Genomic DNA, 14,312 nt, shown 5'->3' with positions numbered 1-14,312 from the left:
CGCGGCGCCGGACGGGTATCCACCGTCCGGCCCGCGGCCGCCGCCGTGCCGGGGTGGCGCACCGCCTGCCGGGCGGACCCGCGACCGCGCCGTTGCGCAACCGCCCGGTTGTCAGGGTGCCGGTCGGCGTGGCACGCTGCGGCGGCGCCTCACCCACCCACCCGACCGGAGGACCTCCCGTGGCCGACCCGCTGTCGCAGGTGCTCTCTGCGCTGGCCGACCCGCTCCGCCGGGACCTCGTCACCCGGCTCGCGCAGGGGGACGCCACCGTGGGGGAGCTCGCCGCCCCGTACGCCGTCTCCCCGCAGGCCGTCTCCAAGCACCTGCGGGTGCTCGAGCAGGCCGGGCTGGTCAGCCGGCGGCGCGAGGCGCAGCGGCGTCCGGCGCACCTCGAGACCGAGGTGCTCGACCTCCTGACGATGTGGATCGAGCGGAACCGGCGGCAGGCCGGGTTCCGGTACCGCGCGCTCGACGAGGTGCTGCTGGGGGACGGCGCGGACCGGGCGGACGACGCGCCGACCGCGCCCCCGCCCGCCCCCGCGCCCGCCGTGGCCGGCCGCGCGCCCGCGACCGCCCCCGCGGCCGCCGTCGCGGAGCCGTCGGGCGACCCCGCGCTACTCCCGCGGGTGCGCACCGAGCGCGCGCTGCGGTTCCGGATGGACGGGGAGCGGGTCTTCCAGCCGTGGGACCTCGGCGCGCGCGTGATCGTGCCCGAGGACCCCGCCGAGGACGCCGCCGGCGGCGCGGAGGGCGCGGAGGGCGCGCCCGGCGCCTGAGCCCGTACGGCCGCGTTTGCCCGAATCACCCGGTTCGTCGCGTGCGATCCGCTCACGCGGGTCCCGTGGGCGTCGATGGTTCTCTCGCCAGGGGGTACCGACCCACGAGGAGCCACGTGTTCACCCGCACCCGCCCGCAGCCGCCGACCGCGGTCACCGAGCTCACCGAGTCCCGCGCCAACATCGACGCCGTGACCGCCGTCGTGCACGCGCTCGCCGGCGCCACCACGTCCGAGGAGGCGGTCCGCAAGGCGCTCGACGTCGTGCGCGAGCGCTTCGACTGGGCCTACGGGTCGTACTGGCGCGTCGAGGGCGACCGCTCCCTGCATTTCATCCAGGAGTCGGGGGACGCCGGCGAGGAGTTCCGGCGGGTGACCCGGGCGGCGTCGTTCTCCGAGGGCGTCGGGCTGTCCGGGCGGGCCTGGCGGCACCGCGACCTCGTGTTCGTGGCCGACCTGGGCGAGCTCACCGACTGCGTGCGCGCACCCGCCGCGCAGCGCGCGGGCGTCCGGTCCGGCATCTGCTTCCCGCTGACCGAGAACGGCGTGGTCACGGGGACGATGGACTTCTTCACCACCGAGACCCTGAGCCCGTCCCCGCAGCGGCTCGCGACGTTGCGCAGCATCGGGGTCCTGGTGTCCCAGGCGATCGAGCGCGTCGCGACCGCCGAGCGGCAGACGGAGGCGCTGCAGGACATCGAGGCCGTCAACCGCGTGATCCACGAGGTCACGAGCGCCCCGACCGCCGAGGAGTCCCTCACCCGCGCGCTCGACGCGATCCGCGGCGGCTTCGAGTGGGCCTACGGGTCGTACTGGCGCGTGGACGAGGAGCAGCGCGCCCTGACCTTCGTCCAGGAGTCGGGCGACGCGGGCGCCGAGTTCCGCGAGGTCACCCGGGCGGCCTCGTTCCGCGAGGGCGTCGGCCTGGCCGGGCGCGCCTGGCGGGCGCGCGACCTGGTGTTCGTGGCCGACCTCGGCGAGCTCACGGACTGCGTGCGCGCGCCCGCAGCCCAGCGGGTCGGCGTGAAGTCGGGCGTCTGCCTGCCGATCATCGTGGGTGGCCGCGTCGTCGGCACCATGGACTTCTTCGCCACCCGGACCCTCGAGCTGTCGCAGGGGCGCGCCGACGCGCTGCGGAACACCGCGTTCCTGGTCGCGCAGGCGCTGGAACGGCACGCGGGCGCGGCCCGGCTGCGGACGGCCGGCGAGGAGCTGGTGACCTCGATCCAGGAGGTCGAGCGCAACGTGCTCGCCGCGACGACCGTCGCGACCGACGGGCAGCGGATCGCGCACGAGGCGAACCAGGAGGTCGCCGGGCTCGGGGAGTCCAGCGCCGAGATCGGCCAGGTCGTCACCGTCATCCAGGGCATCGCCGCGCAGACCAACCTGCTCGCGCTCAACGCCACGATCGAGGCGGCGCGCGCGGGCGAGGCGGGACGCGGCTTCGCCGTCGTCGCGCACGAGGTCAAGGAGCTCGCGAACGAGACGGCCGCCGCCACCACGCAGGTCGGGGACAAGGTGCGGACGATCCAGCAGCAGGTCGACGGGGTGATCACGTCGCTCGCGAAGATCGGCGGGGTCGTCGAGCGGATCAACGAGACGCAGCAGACGATCGGCGGGGTGCTCACGGAGCAGGTCGCCGTGACCCGCGCGATCCTCGACTGACGCCCTCGTCCCCGGGTCCTCGTCGAGTGGAAGATCCGGCCGGACACGCGTCGGCGTGTCGGGCCGGATCTTCCACTCGACGGTCGGGTGTCTGGCGGGCGGGCGTCAGCCCTCGTAGGCCCAGTGCCAGGGCTCGCGCGGGGTGTCCTCGACGAAGCCGTACCGGCCGCCGTTCGCGCGCATCCACGACTGCGCCGCGTCGTCCAGGCGCAGGTCGACGGCCATGCCCCAGCCGTGGTCGCTCGTCCCGGGCACGGCCGCCAGCCCGCCCTGGGAGTACAGGCCCTTGCGGGCCGCGACGTCGACCTGCGCCTCGTAGGACCGGTACGAGTCGGTGATGCCGATCGTCACGCCGTCGCGCGCGGCGTCGGCGATGAGCGTCTCGAGCGCGTCGGCCGCGGGGGCCCACAGGCGGTGCCCGGTCGTGCCGACCTCGTGCAGGGCGTCGGCGGGGATCTTCCCGTTGCCGTAGCCGGCGAGCGCGACGGGGACGCCGTCGGCGTTCCGGGCGGTGCTCGCCGGGGCCGCGGCGCCGGCGCCCGACGCGGTCGCGCCGGACGCGGTGCCGGTGCCGTCGACGGCCAGGGCGAGCGCCTGCGCGAACTGCGTCGACGCCGCGGACGTGGTCGTGGACGCCGGCGCGAGCGACCCGATGGTCGCCTGGATGGCGCTGATGCGCTGGTTGATCGACGCGATGCCGTCGAGGCTCATGCGGTGCGGTTCCTCCCCCGGGGGTGCACCGTCCCCCATCGGCCACCGGGCCCGGGTCCTGAGGGGCCGCGCCGCGTGATCCCGCGGGAGTTCGCGACACGCGGGCACCGGAGCGCGGGCGTGTCGGTGGTCGTGCGTACCGTCGTGGCCATGAGCAGTCAGCGGCACGTGTGCATCTGGTTCGACGACGGCGACGGCGTCGAGGTCCTGTGCGCCTGCGGCGCTTGCGCGGTCGCCGTCCTGGACGACGAGACCGGCGAGCTCGTCGTGGTCGCGCTGGCCGAGGAGCCGGCCCCCCTGGCGGTCTCCGCCTGAGACCCGCGCCGCGCCGGGCGGGTCAGCCGACGGCCACGGTGCGGCGCTCGGGCGTGAAGGCGTAGAGCACGCCGTCGCGCTCGCCGACCCACCACGCCCCGCACATGACGGTGGCGTCCTGCTCCGCCTCCGCCGGCCACCAGTCGGCCGCGAGCGTCGAGACGGTGCGGAAGTCCGTCGGGTCGCCCTCCGCCGGCGCGGGGGCCAGCGGCCGGTCCGCGGACACCGGCACGCAGTCGTCCGGCAGGTCCGCGAGCCCCGCGCGCATCGTCACGATCCGCTCCGCGCCGCCGGGGCGCTGCTTGACCCGCACGTCGGTCGCGGCGTCCGGCGCCCACGCGGGCAGGGCCTGCGCCGACTTCGCGTCCGCGCCCGAGGGGTAGGCCGAGGCGCGCGGCTCCGGGCCGCGGCCGAGCGCCTCGGAGACCGCGCCGCCGCACGCGCTCAGCGCCAGCACCGCGGCCGCGGCGATCGTCAGGGCGCCGAGCACGCGGCGCTCCGGGGTCCTGGCGGGGGTGCTGGTGAGCGGGGTCGCGTCCATGCCCTCGACGCTAGGAGCCGGCGCCCGGCGGCCGCGTCGGCTCCCGGGCCGGTCCTCGGCGCCCCGGGGTCATCCCGCGGACGGACGGGGTGTCGTCCCGGGGTCGGGGGCCGGGGCGCCGGCCGGCGCGCGGGTCCGGTGTCAGGGCGGCGGCGCGGGCGGTGGCGCGGGCGGTGGCGCCGCCGGGGGAGCGGCCGGCGCGGGTCCGGCCGAGGGCACCACGGTCACGGTCGACCCGGCGGCGGCCGTCCCGGACGGGCTCTGCCGCAGCACCGTCCCCGGCGCGGCGGGGTCCGGCTCGGCGGGCGCGACCGACACCCGGAACCCGGCGCGCTGCAGCGCGGACTGCGCCGCGCCCACCTCGCGGCCGACGACCCAGGGCACGCCGACCTGCTTCCCGATCACCTCGTCGGGCCCCGGCGCCGCGAACCCGGGCACCGCCTGCCCCTCGAGCGTCCGGATCATGAACGACCGCCAGATCGGCACCGCGACCGACGACCCGAACACGTTGCGGATGTACCGGCCGTTGATCACGATCCGCTGCATCGGCAGCATCCGCTCCGCGAACCCCACCCACACCGCGGTGGCCCGCAGCGGCGTGTACCCGACGAACCAGGTGTGCTCGTTGTGCGACGTCGTCCCGGTCTTGCCGGCCGAGGGGAACGGCGGCGGGTCGGTCGCCGCGGTGCCGCTCCACACGTTCTGAAGCGCGAACGTCACCGCGTTGGCCACGCGCGGCTCCAGCGCGCCCGGGGTGCACGCCGTCGGCGGGACCGGCAGCGGCGCGCCGTCGGTGTCCGTGACCGAGGTGATCGCCACGGGGGTGCAGTAGGTGCCGCCGTTCGCGAACGCGGCGAACGCGGCCGCCATCGCGAGGGGGGACACCGAGTTGGACCCGAGCACGTTCGCCGGGAGCGGGTCGAACGGGCCCTCGCCGGACGACCCGCCCGGCTTGTGGATGCCGAGGGCGCCGGCGGTGTCGAACACGCCGCAGATGTCGATCTGCGAGGCCATCGCCATGTACCCGGAGTTCACGGAGCCCCGGGTCGCGTCCAGCACGGACATCACGCCGCCGGACCGCGGGCCCTCGGCGTTGGCGAACCGGTACTCCGTGCGGCCGTCCAGCTCGGTGCAGGAGGCGGTGAACTCGCTGAACCGGTACGAGAACCGGGTTCCGTTCACCCGCTCCGACAGGCTGTGCCCCTCCTTGAGCCACTGGGCGAGCGTGAACGGCTTGAAGGTCGACCCGGGCGGGAAGCCGCTGCCGCCGCCGTACGCGAAGTCGGTGCCGTAGTTGACCGCCGTCTCGCGGTCGCCGTGGTCCTGGGTGTTGTTGTAGCGCCGGTTCTGCGCCATCGAGGTGATCCTGCCGGTGCCGGGCTCGACGGTCACCAGCGACGTCGCCACGCCGGACGGGTCCGCGGCGGGCACCTCGCCGTGCACGGACTCGTCCGCGATCGTCTGCTCCCGCGGGTCGAGGGTCGTCGTGATCGTCAGGCCGCCCCGGTACAGCCGGTCGATCCGCTCGGTCTCGGTCGCGCCGAACGCCGGGTCGTTCCGGATCACCTTCGTCACGTAGTCGCAGAAGTACCCGGACCCCCGCACCGCCGTCTCCGCCGCCATGCAGCCGACCGGCCGGGTGTCGACGCGCAGGGTCTCCGCCAGCGGCCGCGTCACGCCCGCCGCCAGCTCCTCGGCGGTCAGGTGCCCCTGCTCGTGCATGAGCCGCAGCACGAGGTCGCGGCGCTGCTGCGCCGTCTCGGGGTTCCGCACGGGGTCGAAGGCCGTCGGGCTCTGCGTGATGCCCGCGATCGTCGCGGCCTCCACGGGGTCGACGTCGGAGGCGGGCTTGCCGAACAGCCGCTGCGCCGCGGCCTCGACGCCGTAGGTGTTGACCCCGAACTGCGCGATGTTGAGGTAGGCCTCGAGGATCTGGTCCTTGGTCAGCTCCTTCTCGAGCGCGATCGCGAGCTTCGCCTCGCGCAGCTTCCGGGCGTACCCCTCGGCGCCGTCCGCCTCGCGGGCCGCCTCCGCCGCCGCCCGGTCGCCGGCGCGGACCGCCTGCTCGATCAGGACGTTCTTGATGTACTGCTGCGTCAGCGTCGACGCGCCCTCGGTGCGGTCCGAGGCCTGCAGGTTGCGGACCAGGGCGCGCACCATGCCCTCGGGGTCGATGCCGCCGTGCTGGTAGAACCGCTTGTCCTCGATGGCGATGACCGCCTGCTGGAGCGGCTCGGCGACCGCGGTCAGCGGCACGACGACGCGGTTCTCCGCCCAGAACGTCGCGAGGACCGTGCCGTCCGCCGCGAGGATCGTCGACCGCTCGGACAGCGGCTGCCGCTCGAGCTCGGTCGGCAGGTCCTCGAACGCCTCGACGGCGAAGTCCGTGGTGCCGTCGGCCACGGCGACGGTCGGCAGGACGAGGCCCGCCGTGAGCACCCCGCCGAGCACCGCCGTGAGCACGAACGCCAGCACCAGCGCGACCGCCCGCGTGACGGTCATGCGCCGGGCGGTGCGTCCCGCGCCGGGTGCCATGGCGACACGGTAGGGCGTCCGGGCGCAGGTGGCGCCCGGACGCCCGTGAGGTCACCCGCGGGGGATGAGGGTCAGAAGTCGCCGCCGCCGAAGTCGCCGCCGCCGAAGTCCCCGCCGCCGAAGTCGCCCCAGCCGCCGCCGTCGGCGGACACGTCGCCGCCGCCGTAGTCGCCGCCGGCGTCCGCGCCCGCGTCGCCGCCGTCGGCCGCCGCGTCGGAGCCCGCGTCCCCGGAGTCGCCGAGGTCGAACAGGCTGTCGGCGATCGCCGTGCCGACGAACGCGCCGGCCACGCTGGCGAGCAGCGAGCCGGCGATCATGCCGCCCATCCCCATCCCCATCCCCGGGCCGCCGCCCGCGCCGCCGCGGCCGAACGACCGCTCCAGGGTGCCCGGCTGCCGGAGCTCGGCGCGGGTGGCCATCCGCGCGAGCGAGCGCGGGTCGTCGTCCGCGGCGCGCTCGGCCGGCGGCACCTCCGCGGACAGCCCCTCGAGGACCTGCCGGCGCTGCTCGGGCGTCAGCTGGGCGAACGCCTCGGCGTGCGCCTGCTCGAGGGCCTCCGGAGGCGCGGTGCGGAGCAGGTAGCGGTACCGCTCGATCGCGGCCTGGTCCGGGTCGGCCGGCGGCTGCGCGGCCCGGGGCCGGCCGCCGTACGGCTGCTGGTAGCGCTGCGGCCGGGTCTCGCGCCCCAGCAAGCGGTCCAGGAAGCCCATGGTCGTCACCTCTCGTCGTCGGTACCCGGGTGGAACGGTCCGGCGCGGACTCCGGTTCCCTCGGCCCGTGCCGCCAGCATCGCCGCGCCCCGCCGGCCCCGCCACCGGCGCGGCGAGTGTGCACGCGACACGTCGGGCGAGGGTGCGGCGGATCCTCTCCCGACGTGTCGGGTGTCCGCTCGGCGCGGCATATCGGCGAGCGCGTCCCGCCGCGCCCCGCCTACGCTGCACGCGTGGCTGACGACGACGCCCGCACCGGCGCCCGGCCCGGGGGGCCCGAGCGGTTCCTGGTGCGCGGGCGGCTGGAGAACCTGCCCCGGCGGCGTGCGGACCGCGACCTCGTGCTGCGCTGGGTCGCGCAGGGCACGCTGCCGCTCGAGGAGCCGGTGCCCGAGCGGGACCTGACGGAGCGGCTCGGGGAGCTGGCCCGGGACCCGGTCGGCCTGCGCCGCGAGCTGGTCGACGCGGGGCTGGTGACCCGCACCCGGGACGGCGCGGAGTACTGGCGCACCCGGGTCACGGAGTTCGACCCGCTCTGACCGGCCCCCCCGGCCCCGCCGGTCAGCTCAGCGCGGCGAACGCGTCCGCGACGGTCTCGTGCGGCGGCAGCACCCGGATCATCGTCGTCAGCGTCAGCACGTCGAGCACCTGGCCGGTCGGCCGGGCGATCGTGAGGTCGCCGCCGGCGGTGCGCGTCGCGCGCAGGCCGGCGATGAGGGCGCCGAGCCCCGACGAGTCGAGGAACGTCGTCTCCTCGAGGTCGACGACCACCTTGGTGCGCCCCTGCTCGACGAGGTCGGCCACCACGGCGCGCAGCTCCGGGGCGTCGCCCGACGTCAGGCGTCCCCGGGGTCGCAGGACCACCACCGGCCCGCCGATCCGCTGCACCGCGATCTCCACGTCCGCCGCCCTCCTGCCGCGTGCGGCCGGCGTCCGCCGGCCCGGTGCCCAGCCTAGGCACCCGTGGGCCCGCCCGCCCCGCGCGTCCACGGCGCCGGGACCCGTGCGGCGCCGCGGGTGCCCCGCGCCGGTCGGCTCAGCCCTCCGGCAGCACGTGCGCCGCGTGCCGCGGCAGGTCGTCCTCGCCGAGGTCCGTGCGCCACGCCCCCACCACCCGGAGTCCGGCGACGTCGAGGTGCGGCGCGACGACCTGGGCGAGCGGCGTGGGCCAGTCCGGCGCGCAGAGCCGCTCGCGGCCCAGCGGGACCCCGTCCGCGTCGGCCAGCGTGAGGGTCCACACGAGGTCGCCGTCGCCGGACGGGTCGGGGGAGTGCACGGCCACGGTCCGGGCGCGCGCCAGGGTCGCGTCGTCGAGCGCCGCGAGCCGCGGCGGGTCCTCGTGGTGCGGCACCGTCGCCTCCCCTGACCGATGACGGCATCATGCGCGCGGTCCTCGCGGATCCGCCAGACGCGGGCCGATCTGCGAGCATGGCGGCGGCGGGCGGGGCACGCGTCGCCCGCCCCGCACCGGAGCCACCCTGGGGGAACCGCTTGACCAGCCCTGCCCTGCGCGTCGTCGTGCTGGACGACGACCCCGACGTCGCCGCGTACACCGGGACCGTGCTGGAGCGGCGGGCGGGCTGCGAGGTCGTCGTGCTGCACGACGCCTCGGACATCGCCGCCACGCTCGCGCGGTTCGACCCGGACGTCGTCGTCACGGACATCGAGATGCCCGGCATGTCCGGGCTGGAGCTCGCCGGCGTGCTGAGGGAGCAGGCCCCGGAGGTCGGCGTCGTCGTGATGACCGCGCACGTGTCGGTCGAGTACGCGGTCGGCGCGCTGCGGCAGCGTGCCGACGAGTTCCTCACCAAGCCCGTCGCCGGGGGCCAGCTGGTCGACGTGGTGCGCCGGCTCGGCGAGCGCCGCCGTGCGGCCGTCGCCGCGCGGCCGGTGGTGCTCGCGGTGGGCGCGCACCCCGACGACGTCGAGATCGGCGCGGGCGGGATCCTCGCGGCGCACCGGGCGGCCGGCGACCAGGTCGTGATCCTCACGCTGTCCCGGGGGGCGCGCGGCGGGGACGCCGGCGACCGGGAGGGGGAGTCGCTGGCGGCCGCGGGGCTGATCGGCGCGCGGCTGGTCCTCGAGGACCAGCCGGACACGCAGATCCCGGTCGCGGGCCCGACGCTCGAGATCGTCGAGCGCGTGGTCACCGAGGTCCGTCCGACGGTCGTCTACACCCACAGCGCGAACGACCGGCACCAGGACCACCGCGCGGTGCACGACGCGACGATGGTCGCCACCCGCGGGATCGGCACGGTGGCGTGCTTCCAGAGCCCGTCGGCGACCGTCGACTACCGGCCGAACCGGTTCGTCACCATCGACGGGCACCTGGACACGAAGCTGGCGATGCTCGCGTGCTTCGCGTCCCAGGCCGGCATCCGCGACTACCTGGAGCCGGACTTCGTGCGATCGACGGCGCGGTACTGGTCCCGGTTCGGCACCGGCCGCACGGTCGAGCCGCTGGAGATCGTCCGGGACACCGGCGGCATCGGGGGAGCGCGGGCGACGCCCGCGGCCGGCCCGGGCCCGGCGTGACCGTGGCCGACGCACCCACCGCCGGGGCGCCGGCGGCCCGCGCGGGCCGGCGCGACCGCACGGTCCTGCTCAAGCACGCCCCGACCCTGGCGGCGGTGCTGCTCGGTGGTGCGCTCGCGGCGGCGGCGCCCGGCGCGGTGGTGACCGACGCCGCCGCGGTGCTCGCCGGCGTCGTCGTCCTCGCGGCCGCGACCGCGCTCGCGGTGGTCGCCGCCGCCCGCCCGCCGGCCGCCACCCGCCGGGCCGCGGACGCGTGGGCCGCCGGTGACGGCTGGGTCGTCGTCGTGCCGCTGCTCTCGGTGCTCGCGGTCGGCCTGCTGCGGGCGGGGACGGGTGGCACGGGCTCGCTGTTCGGCGCGGTGCTCGTGCTGCCGGTCATCTGGATCGCGGCGGAGCCGGGCCGGTGGTCGGTCGCGCTCGCCGCGGGCGCGTCCTGCGTCGCGCTCCTGCTGCCCGCCCTGCCCGGCCTCGACGGGCACCCCGACGACCTGGCGTGGTGGCGGGCGGGGTTCGCGCCGGTGGTCTACGCGCTCGCGGCGCTGACCGTGAACGAGCTCGCCCGGCGGCTGCGCCGGCACCTCGCGCGGCTCCGGGACGCCGACCGGCTGACCCGGAGCGTGCTGGACGCCGTCACCGAGCAGGCCGTGGTGGGCACGGGCCCGGACGGCCTGGTCGACGTGTGGAACCCGGGGGCCGAGCGCCTGCTCGGCCGGACCGCGGCCGAGGCGCAGGGGTCGCTGCGGGCCGACGCGCTGGTCTCGGCCCCGGAGCTGCAGGAGCGCTGGCGGCAGGCGGGGACGACGACGCCGTTCGGGGCCCTGGTCGCGGACGTCGCGCCCGGCCGGCCCGAGGTGTCCGAGTGGACCTGGCTGCGCGCGGACGGCGCGCCGGTGCCCGTGCAGGTGTCGACCACCGCGCGGCTCGACGGCGAGGGCCGGCCGATCGGCTACCTGTTCGTCGCGACGGACGCCACGGCCGTGCACGAGGCCGCGCGGCTGCAGGACCAGTTCACGGGGATGATCTCGCACGAGCTGCGCACGCCGGTCAGCGCGATCGTCGGGCACCTGGACCTGCTCCGCGACGACCCGCTGACCCCGGACCAGCGGCGGTCGGTGGAGGTCGCCGAGCGGAACGCGGGCCGGCTGCTCCGCCTGGTCGACGACCTGCTGTTCACCGCGCGGGTGGACGCCGGCCGGTTCCCGCTCGCGCTCGCCGACGTGGACGTGGCGGAGGTCGCGCGGGCGGCGGTGGAGTCGGCGGGCCCGGCGGCGGAGCGGGCCGGTGTCGCGCTCGTGCTGGACGTCCCGGACGAGCCGGTCGTCCTGCGCGCCGACGCCGTCCGGCTGGCCCAGGTCGGGGACAACCTGCTGTCGAACGCGGTGAAGTTCACGCCCGCCGGCGGCACCGTCACCGTGCGGGTGTCGGCGACCGTCGACCACGTGCGGCTGGCCGTCGCCGACACCGGGGCGGGCATCCCCGCCGACGAGGTCGACCGGCTGTTCACCCGGTTCTTCCGGACCACGACCGCGACCCGGAACGCCGTGCCCGGCGTCGGGCTGGGCCTGGCGATCACCCGGTCCGTCGTGGTCGCGCACGGCGGCGTGATGGAGGTCACCAGCACCGAGGGCGCCGGGACGACGTTCACGGCGGTGCTGCCGCGCCGGCGCCGGGACCTCGCGGGCTGAGCGGGACCCCGCGAACGACGAAGCCCCGCGTCGCGCGGGGCGATGCGGGGCTTCCTCGGTGGCTCCGACCGGCGTCGATCCGGTGACCTTTCGATTTTCAGTCGAACGCTCTACCAACTGAGCTACAGAGCCTTGATACGACGACACCGGCCCAGTGGACCGGTGTGATCGAGCGACCCCGACGGGACTTGAACCCGCGACCTCCGCCGTGACAGGGCGGCGCGCTAACCAACTGCGCTACGGGGCCTCGTTGTGAGACCTATTCTTCCACATGCACTGCTCGTACCCCCAACGGGATTCGAACCCGTGCTACCGCCGTGAAAGGGCGGGGTCCTGGGCCGCTAGACGATGGGGGCTCGTCGCCCCTGACGTCGAGGCGTCTTCAGACCGAGGAATACGTTACGGGTAGGTCGGCGGATCCACCAAATCGGCGAGGATGGACCGGTGATCGACATGTCGCGCGAGGACTTCGAGGACGCCGTCCGGGACGGGCTCGACCGCATCCCCGACGAGCTCGCCGCCCGGATGGACAACGTGGTCGTGCTGGTGGAGGACGACGCCCCGGCCGACGACCCCGAGCTGCTGGGGCTGTACGAGGGCGTCCCGCTCACGGAGCGCGGGGAGTTCTGGGCGGCGGGGTCGCTGCCCGACCGGATCACCATCTTCCGCCGGCCGACGCTGGCGATCTGCGAGGACCGGGACGAGGTGGCGGAGGAGGTCGCCGTCACGGTGGTGCACGAGATCGCGCACCACTTCGGCATCGACGACGAGCGGCTGCACGAGCTCGGCTGGGCGTGAGCCGGCGCGAGCCCCGCCGGCCGCGGTGGTGTCACCCCGCGTGGCTACGCTCGGTCCCGTGACCGCCGACACCGCCACCCGCCCCGGACGCCCGCGCCTCGGCGTGGTGCTCCTGCCGCAGCAGCGCTGGCCGGAGGCGCGCGAGCGGTGGCGCCGGGCGGAGGAGCTCGGGTTCGACCACGCGTGGACCTACGACCACCTCGCGTGGCGGTCGCTCGCGGACGAGCCGTGGTTCGCCACCGTGCCGCTGCTGGCCGCGGCCGCCGCGGTCACCGAGCGCATCAGGCTGGGCACCTGGGTGGCGTCGCCGAACTTCCGGCACCCCGTGCCGTTCGCCAAGGACGTCATGGGCCTGGACGACGTCGCGGAGGGCCGGTTCCTGCTCGGGCTCGGCGCGGGCGGGGAGGGGTTCGACGCCGGCGTCCTGGGCCCGGCCCCGACCCGCGGGGAGCGCACGCGCCGGTTCGAGGAGTTCGTCGAGCTGCTCGACCGGCTGCTCACCCACCCCGTGACCGACCACGAGGGCACGTTCTACGAGGCGCACGGCGCCCGGATGCACCCGGGCACGGTCGCCCGCCCGCGGACGCCGTTCGTCGTCGCCGCGGCCGGGCCGCGGACGATGGCGCTCGCCGCCCGGTTCGGGCAGGGCTGGGCCACCTACGGCCCGGTGCTCGACCCCGAGGCGGGGCTGTCCCCGGTCGCGGCCCAGGAGGCCTGGTGGTCCGGGCTGGCCGAGCACGTCGACCAGCTGCGCGAGATCGCCGGCCGGCTGGCCCCGGACGGCCGCGTGCCGGACATGTACCTCAACCTCGACGGGGCCCCGGTGTTCTCGGGGGAGTCCGCGGAGACCCTCGTCGAGGGCGTCGAGCGGGCCGCCGACCTCGGGTTCTCGGACGTGGTCGTGCACTGGCCGCGCGCCGAGGGGATCTACGCCGGGTCCGAGGACGTGCTGGTCGAGGGGCTGTCCCGCCTCGGGCGGTGACGCGGTCCGCGGGCGCGCGAGGGCCGGGGTCGACGCTCTCGTGAGCGCCGACCCCGGCCGCGTCCGCGGCCGCCGTCAGCGGGCCTGGCGCGCCTCCCAGGCGCTCGCGACCATCTCGGTCAGCGTGTGCCGCATGACCCAGTCCAGGTCGCGGGCCGCGGCCCGGCCGGACGCGACGATCCGGTCCGGGTCGCCGGGGCGGCGGGGGGCGACCTCGGGCTCGAACGGGATGCCCGTGCCCTGCGCCATCGCGGTCATGATCTCCCGCACGGAGACGCCGTCGCCGGAGCCGAGGTTGTAGACCCGCTGCAGCTCCCGGCCCTCGGCCAGCGCCCGGGCGGCGGCGACGTGCGAGGTCGCCAGGTCGGCGACGTGCACGTAGTCCCGCACGCAGGTGCCGTCCGGGGTGTCGTAGTCGTCGCCGTTGATCCGCGGGGTGCGGCCCTCGGCGAGCGCGTCGAGCACCAGCGGGAACAGGTTGTGCGGGCTGGTGTCGGACAGCTCCGGCGTGCCCGAGCCGACGACGTTGAAGTACCGCAGCGAGGTGTGTGCGAGGTCGGTCGCCCGGGCCTGGTCGCGGAGCAGCCACTCGCCGATCAGCTTGGACTCGCCGTAGGGCGACTCGGGGGCGGTCGGGGTGTCCTCGGTGACCAGGTCGACGTCGGGGGTGCCGTAGACGGCGGCGCTGGACGAGAACACGATCCGCCGGACGTCCGCGGCGGCCATCGCCTCGAGCAGGTGCGCGGTGCCGGTGACGTTCTGCTCGTAGGTGTGCAGCGGGCGCTGCACCGAGACGCCGGCGTACTTGAACCCCGCCAGGTGCACGACGCCGGTGACGTCGTGCTCGCGGAGCGCCGCGGTCACCAGGTCGGTGTCGAGGATCGAGCCCTGCACGAACGGCACGTCGTCGGGGACGAAGCCCCGGTGCCCCGAGGACAGGTCGTCGAGGACCACGGCCCCGATGCCCACCTGCCCGAACGCCCGCACCACGTGCGAGCCGATGTACCCAGCGCCTCCGGTGACCAGCCACGTCATACGGCCACCCTAGCGCGGATCGCTG

Annotated in this window: 15 protein-coding genes and 3 tRNA genes; 8 read left to right on the top strand and 10 right to left on the bottom strand. The window is 76.3% G+C overall.

Annotation, left to right across the window (positions count from 1 at the left end; genetic code table 11):
• The first annotated feature begins 179 nt into the window (after positions 1 to 179).
• A complete protein-coding gene (locus tag Cpa01nite_RS18935; protein ID WP_203668558.1) occupies positions 180 to 776 on the top strand; it encodes an ArsR/SmtB family transcription factor in 597 nt (198 codons plus the stop codon).
• 116 nt (positions 777 to 892) lie between these two features.
• Positions 893 to 2,440: a GAF domain-containing protein gene (locus tag Cpa01nite_RS18860; RefSeq protein WP_203668557.1), complete on the top strand. Its 1,548-nt coding sequence runs from the start codon at positions 893 to 895 to the stop codon at positions 2,438 to 2,440.
• A gap of 105 nt (positions 2,441 to 2,545) precedes the next feature.
• Here Cpa01nite_RS18860 and Cpa01nite_RS09735 read toward each other — a convergent pair whose 3' ends face one another.
• Complete coding sequence (locus tag Cpa01nite_RS09735) at positions 2,546 to 3,151, bottom strand: M15 family metallopeptidase (RefSeq protein WP_203668556.1); 606 nt, start codon at positions 3,149 to 3,151, stop codon at positions 2,546 to 2,548.
• A 150-nt stretch (positions 3,152 to 3,301) separates the two neighbouring features.
• Between Cpa01nite_RS09735 and Cpa01nite_RS09730 the strand changes: the two genes are divergently transcribed.
• Positions 3,302 to 3,466, top strand: a complete 165-nt coding sequence (locus tag Cpa01nite_RS09730; protein WP_203668555.1) for a hypothetical protein — start codon at positions 3,302 to 3,304, stop codon at positions 3,464 to 3,466.
• 22 nt (positions 3,467 to 3,488) lie between these two features.
• Here the strand turns inward: Cpa01nite_RS09730 and Cpa01nite_RS09725 are convergent, their stop codons facing one another.
• The 3 genes from Cpa01nite_RS09725 to Cpa01nite_RS09715 form a co-directional block, all read right to left on the bottom strand.
• A complete protein-coding gene (locus tag Cpa01nite_RS09725; protein WP_203668554.1) occupies positions 3,489 to 4,007 on the bottom strand; it encodes a hypothetical protein in 519 nt (172 codons plus the stop codon).
• Positions 4,008 to 4,148: 141 nt separating this feature from the next.
• The gene (locus Cpa01nite_RS09720; protein WP_203668553.1) at positions 4,149 to 6,542 is read right to left on the bottom strand and encodes a penicillin-binding protein; all 2,394 of its coding nucleotides are present in this window, start codon (positions 6,540 to 6,542) and stop codon (positions 4,149 to 4,151) included.
• Between the two features lie 71 nt (positions 6,543 to 6,613).
• Positions 6,614 to 7,252 (bottom strand): hypothetical protein, encoded by a 639-nt coding sequence (locus Cpa01nite_RS09715; protein WP_203668552.1) that lies wholly within the window; start codon positions 7,250 to 7,252, stop codon positions 6,614 to 6,616.
• 233 nt (positions 7,253 to 7,485) lie between these two features.
• Here Cpa01nite_RS09715 and Cpa01nite_RS18595 point away from each other — a divergent pair, with 233 nt between their 5' ends.
• Positions 7,486 to 7,791 carry a DUF2087 domain-containing protein gene (locus Cpa01nite_RS18595; protein WP_239068674.1) on the top strand — a complete coding sequence of 102 codons (306 nt, stop codon included), beginning with the start codon at positions 7,486 to 7,488 and terminating at the stop codon, positions 7,789 to 7,791.
• Between the two features lie 22 nt (positions 7,792 to 7,813).
• Here Cpa01nite_RS18595 and Cpa01nite_RS09705 read toward each other — a convergent pair whose 3' ends face one another.
• Together Cpa01nite_RS09705 and Cpa01nite_RS09700 are read right to left on the bottom strand one after the other, a co-directional pair.
• Complete coding sequence (locus Cpa01nite_RS09705) at positions 7,814 to 8,152, bottom strand: STAS domain-containing protein (RefSeq protein WP_239068673.1); 339 nt, start codon at positions 8,150 to 8,152, stop codon at positions 7,814 to 7,816.
• Positions 8,153 to 8,288: 136 nt separating this feature from the next.
• The gene (locus tag Cpa01nite_RS09700) at positions 8,289 to 8,603 is read right to left on the bottom strand and encodes a hypothetical protein (protein ID WP_203668550.1); all 315 of its coding nucleotides are present in this window, start codon (positions 8,601 to 8,603) and stop codon (positions 8,289 to 8,291) included.
• 140 nt (positions 8,604 to 8,743) lie between these two features.
• On the opposite strand from Cpa01nite_RS09700, the gene Cpa01nite_RS09695 reads away from it, so the two are divergent.
• Positions 8,744 to 9,787 (top strand): response regulator, encoded by a 1,044-nt coding sequence (locus Cpa01nite_RS09695; RefSeq protein WP_239068672.1) that lies wholly within the window; start codon positions 8,744 to 8,746, stop codon positions 9,785 to 9,787.
• 2 nt (positions 9,788 to 9,789) lie between these two features.
• Positions 9,790 to 11,472 (top strand): PAS domain-containing sensor histidine kinase, encoded by a 1,683-nt coding sequence (locus tag Cpa01nite_RS09690; RefSeq protein ID WP_203668548.1) that lies wholly within the window; start codon positions 9,790 to 9,792, stop codon positions 11,470 to 11,472.
• Between the two features lie 59 nt (positions 11,473 to 11,531).
• On the opposite strand, the gene Cpa01nite_RS09685 is transcribed toward Cpa01nite_RS09690, so the two are convergent.
• The 3 genes from Cpa01nite_RS09685 to Cpa01nite_RS09675 all read right to left on the bottom strand — a co-directional run bounded on the left by Cpa01nite_RS09685 (position 11,532) and on the right by Cpa01nite_RS09675 (position 11,828).
• Positions 11,532 to 11,604: transfer RNA gene (locus Cpa01nite_RS09685), tRNA-Phe, on the bottom strand.
• A gap of 41 nt (positions 11,605 to 11,645) precedes the next feature.
• A tRNA-Asp gene (locus Cpa01nite_RS09680) sits at positions 11,646 to 11,719 on the bottom strand.
• A 36-nt stretch (positions 11,720 to 11,755) separates the two neighbouring features.
• Positions 11,756 to 11,828: transfer RNA gene (locus tag Cpa01nite_RS09675), tRNA-Glu, on the bottom strand.
• Positions 11,829 to 11,925: 97 nt separating this feature from the next.
• Here Cpa01nite_RS09675 and Cpa01nite_RS09670 point away from each other — a divergent pair.
• Both Cpa01nite_RS09670 and Cpa01nite_RS09665 read left to right on the top strand, forming a co-directional pair.
• Positions 11,926 to 12,270 (top strand): metallopeptidase family protein, encoded by a 345-nt coding sequence (locus Cpa01nite_RS09670; RefSeq protein ID WP_203668570.1) that lies wholly within the window; start codon positions 11,926 to 11,928, stop codon positions 12,268 to 12,270.
• A gap of 58 nt (positions 12,271 to 12,328) precedes the next feature.
• Positions 12,329 to 13,252 (top strand): LLM class flavin-dependent oxidoreductase, encoded by a 924-nt coding sequence (locus tag Cpa01nite_RS09665; protein ID WP_203668547.1) that lies wholly within the window; start codon positions 12,329 to 12,331, stop codon positions 13,250 to 13,252.
• Positions 13,253 to 13,327: 75 nt separating this feature from the next.
• On the opposite strand, the gene galE is transcribed toward Cpa01nite_RS09665, so the two are convergent.
• Positions 13,328 to 14,287, bottom strand: coding sequence for a UDP-glucose 4-epimerase GalE (galE, locus tag Cpa01nite_RS09660; protein ID WP_203668546.1), 960 nt, complete (start codon positions 14,285 to 14,287; stop codon positions 13,328 to 13,330).
• Between the last annotated feature and the right edge of the window lie 25 nt (positions 14,288 to 14,312).

The organism is Cellulomonas pakistanensis (assembly GCF_016862755.1).
Lineage (GTDB): Bacteria > Actinomycetota > Actinomycetes > Actinomycetales > Cellulomonadaceae > Cellulomonas > Cellulomonas pakistanensis.
The sequence above is the reverse complement of the archived record's forward strand: the minus strand, read 5'-3'. Positions and strand labels throughout refer to the sequence as shown.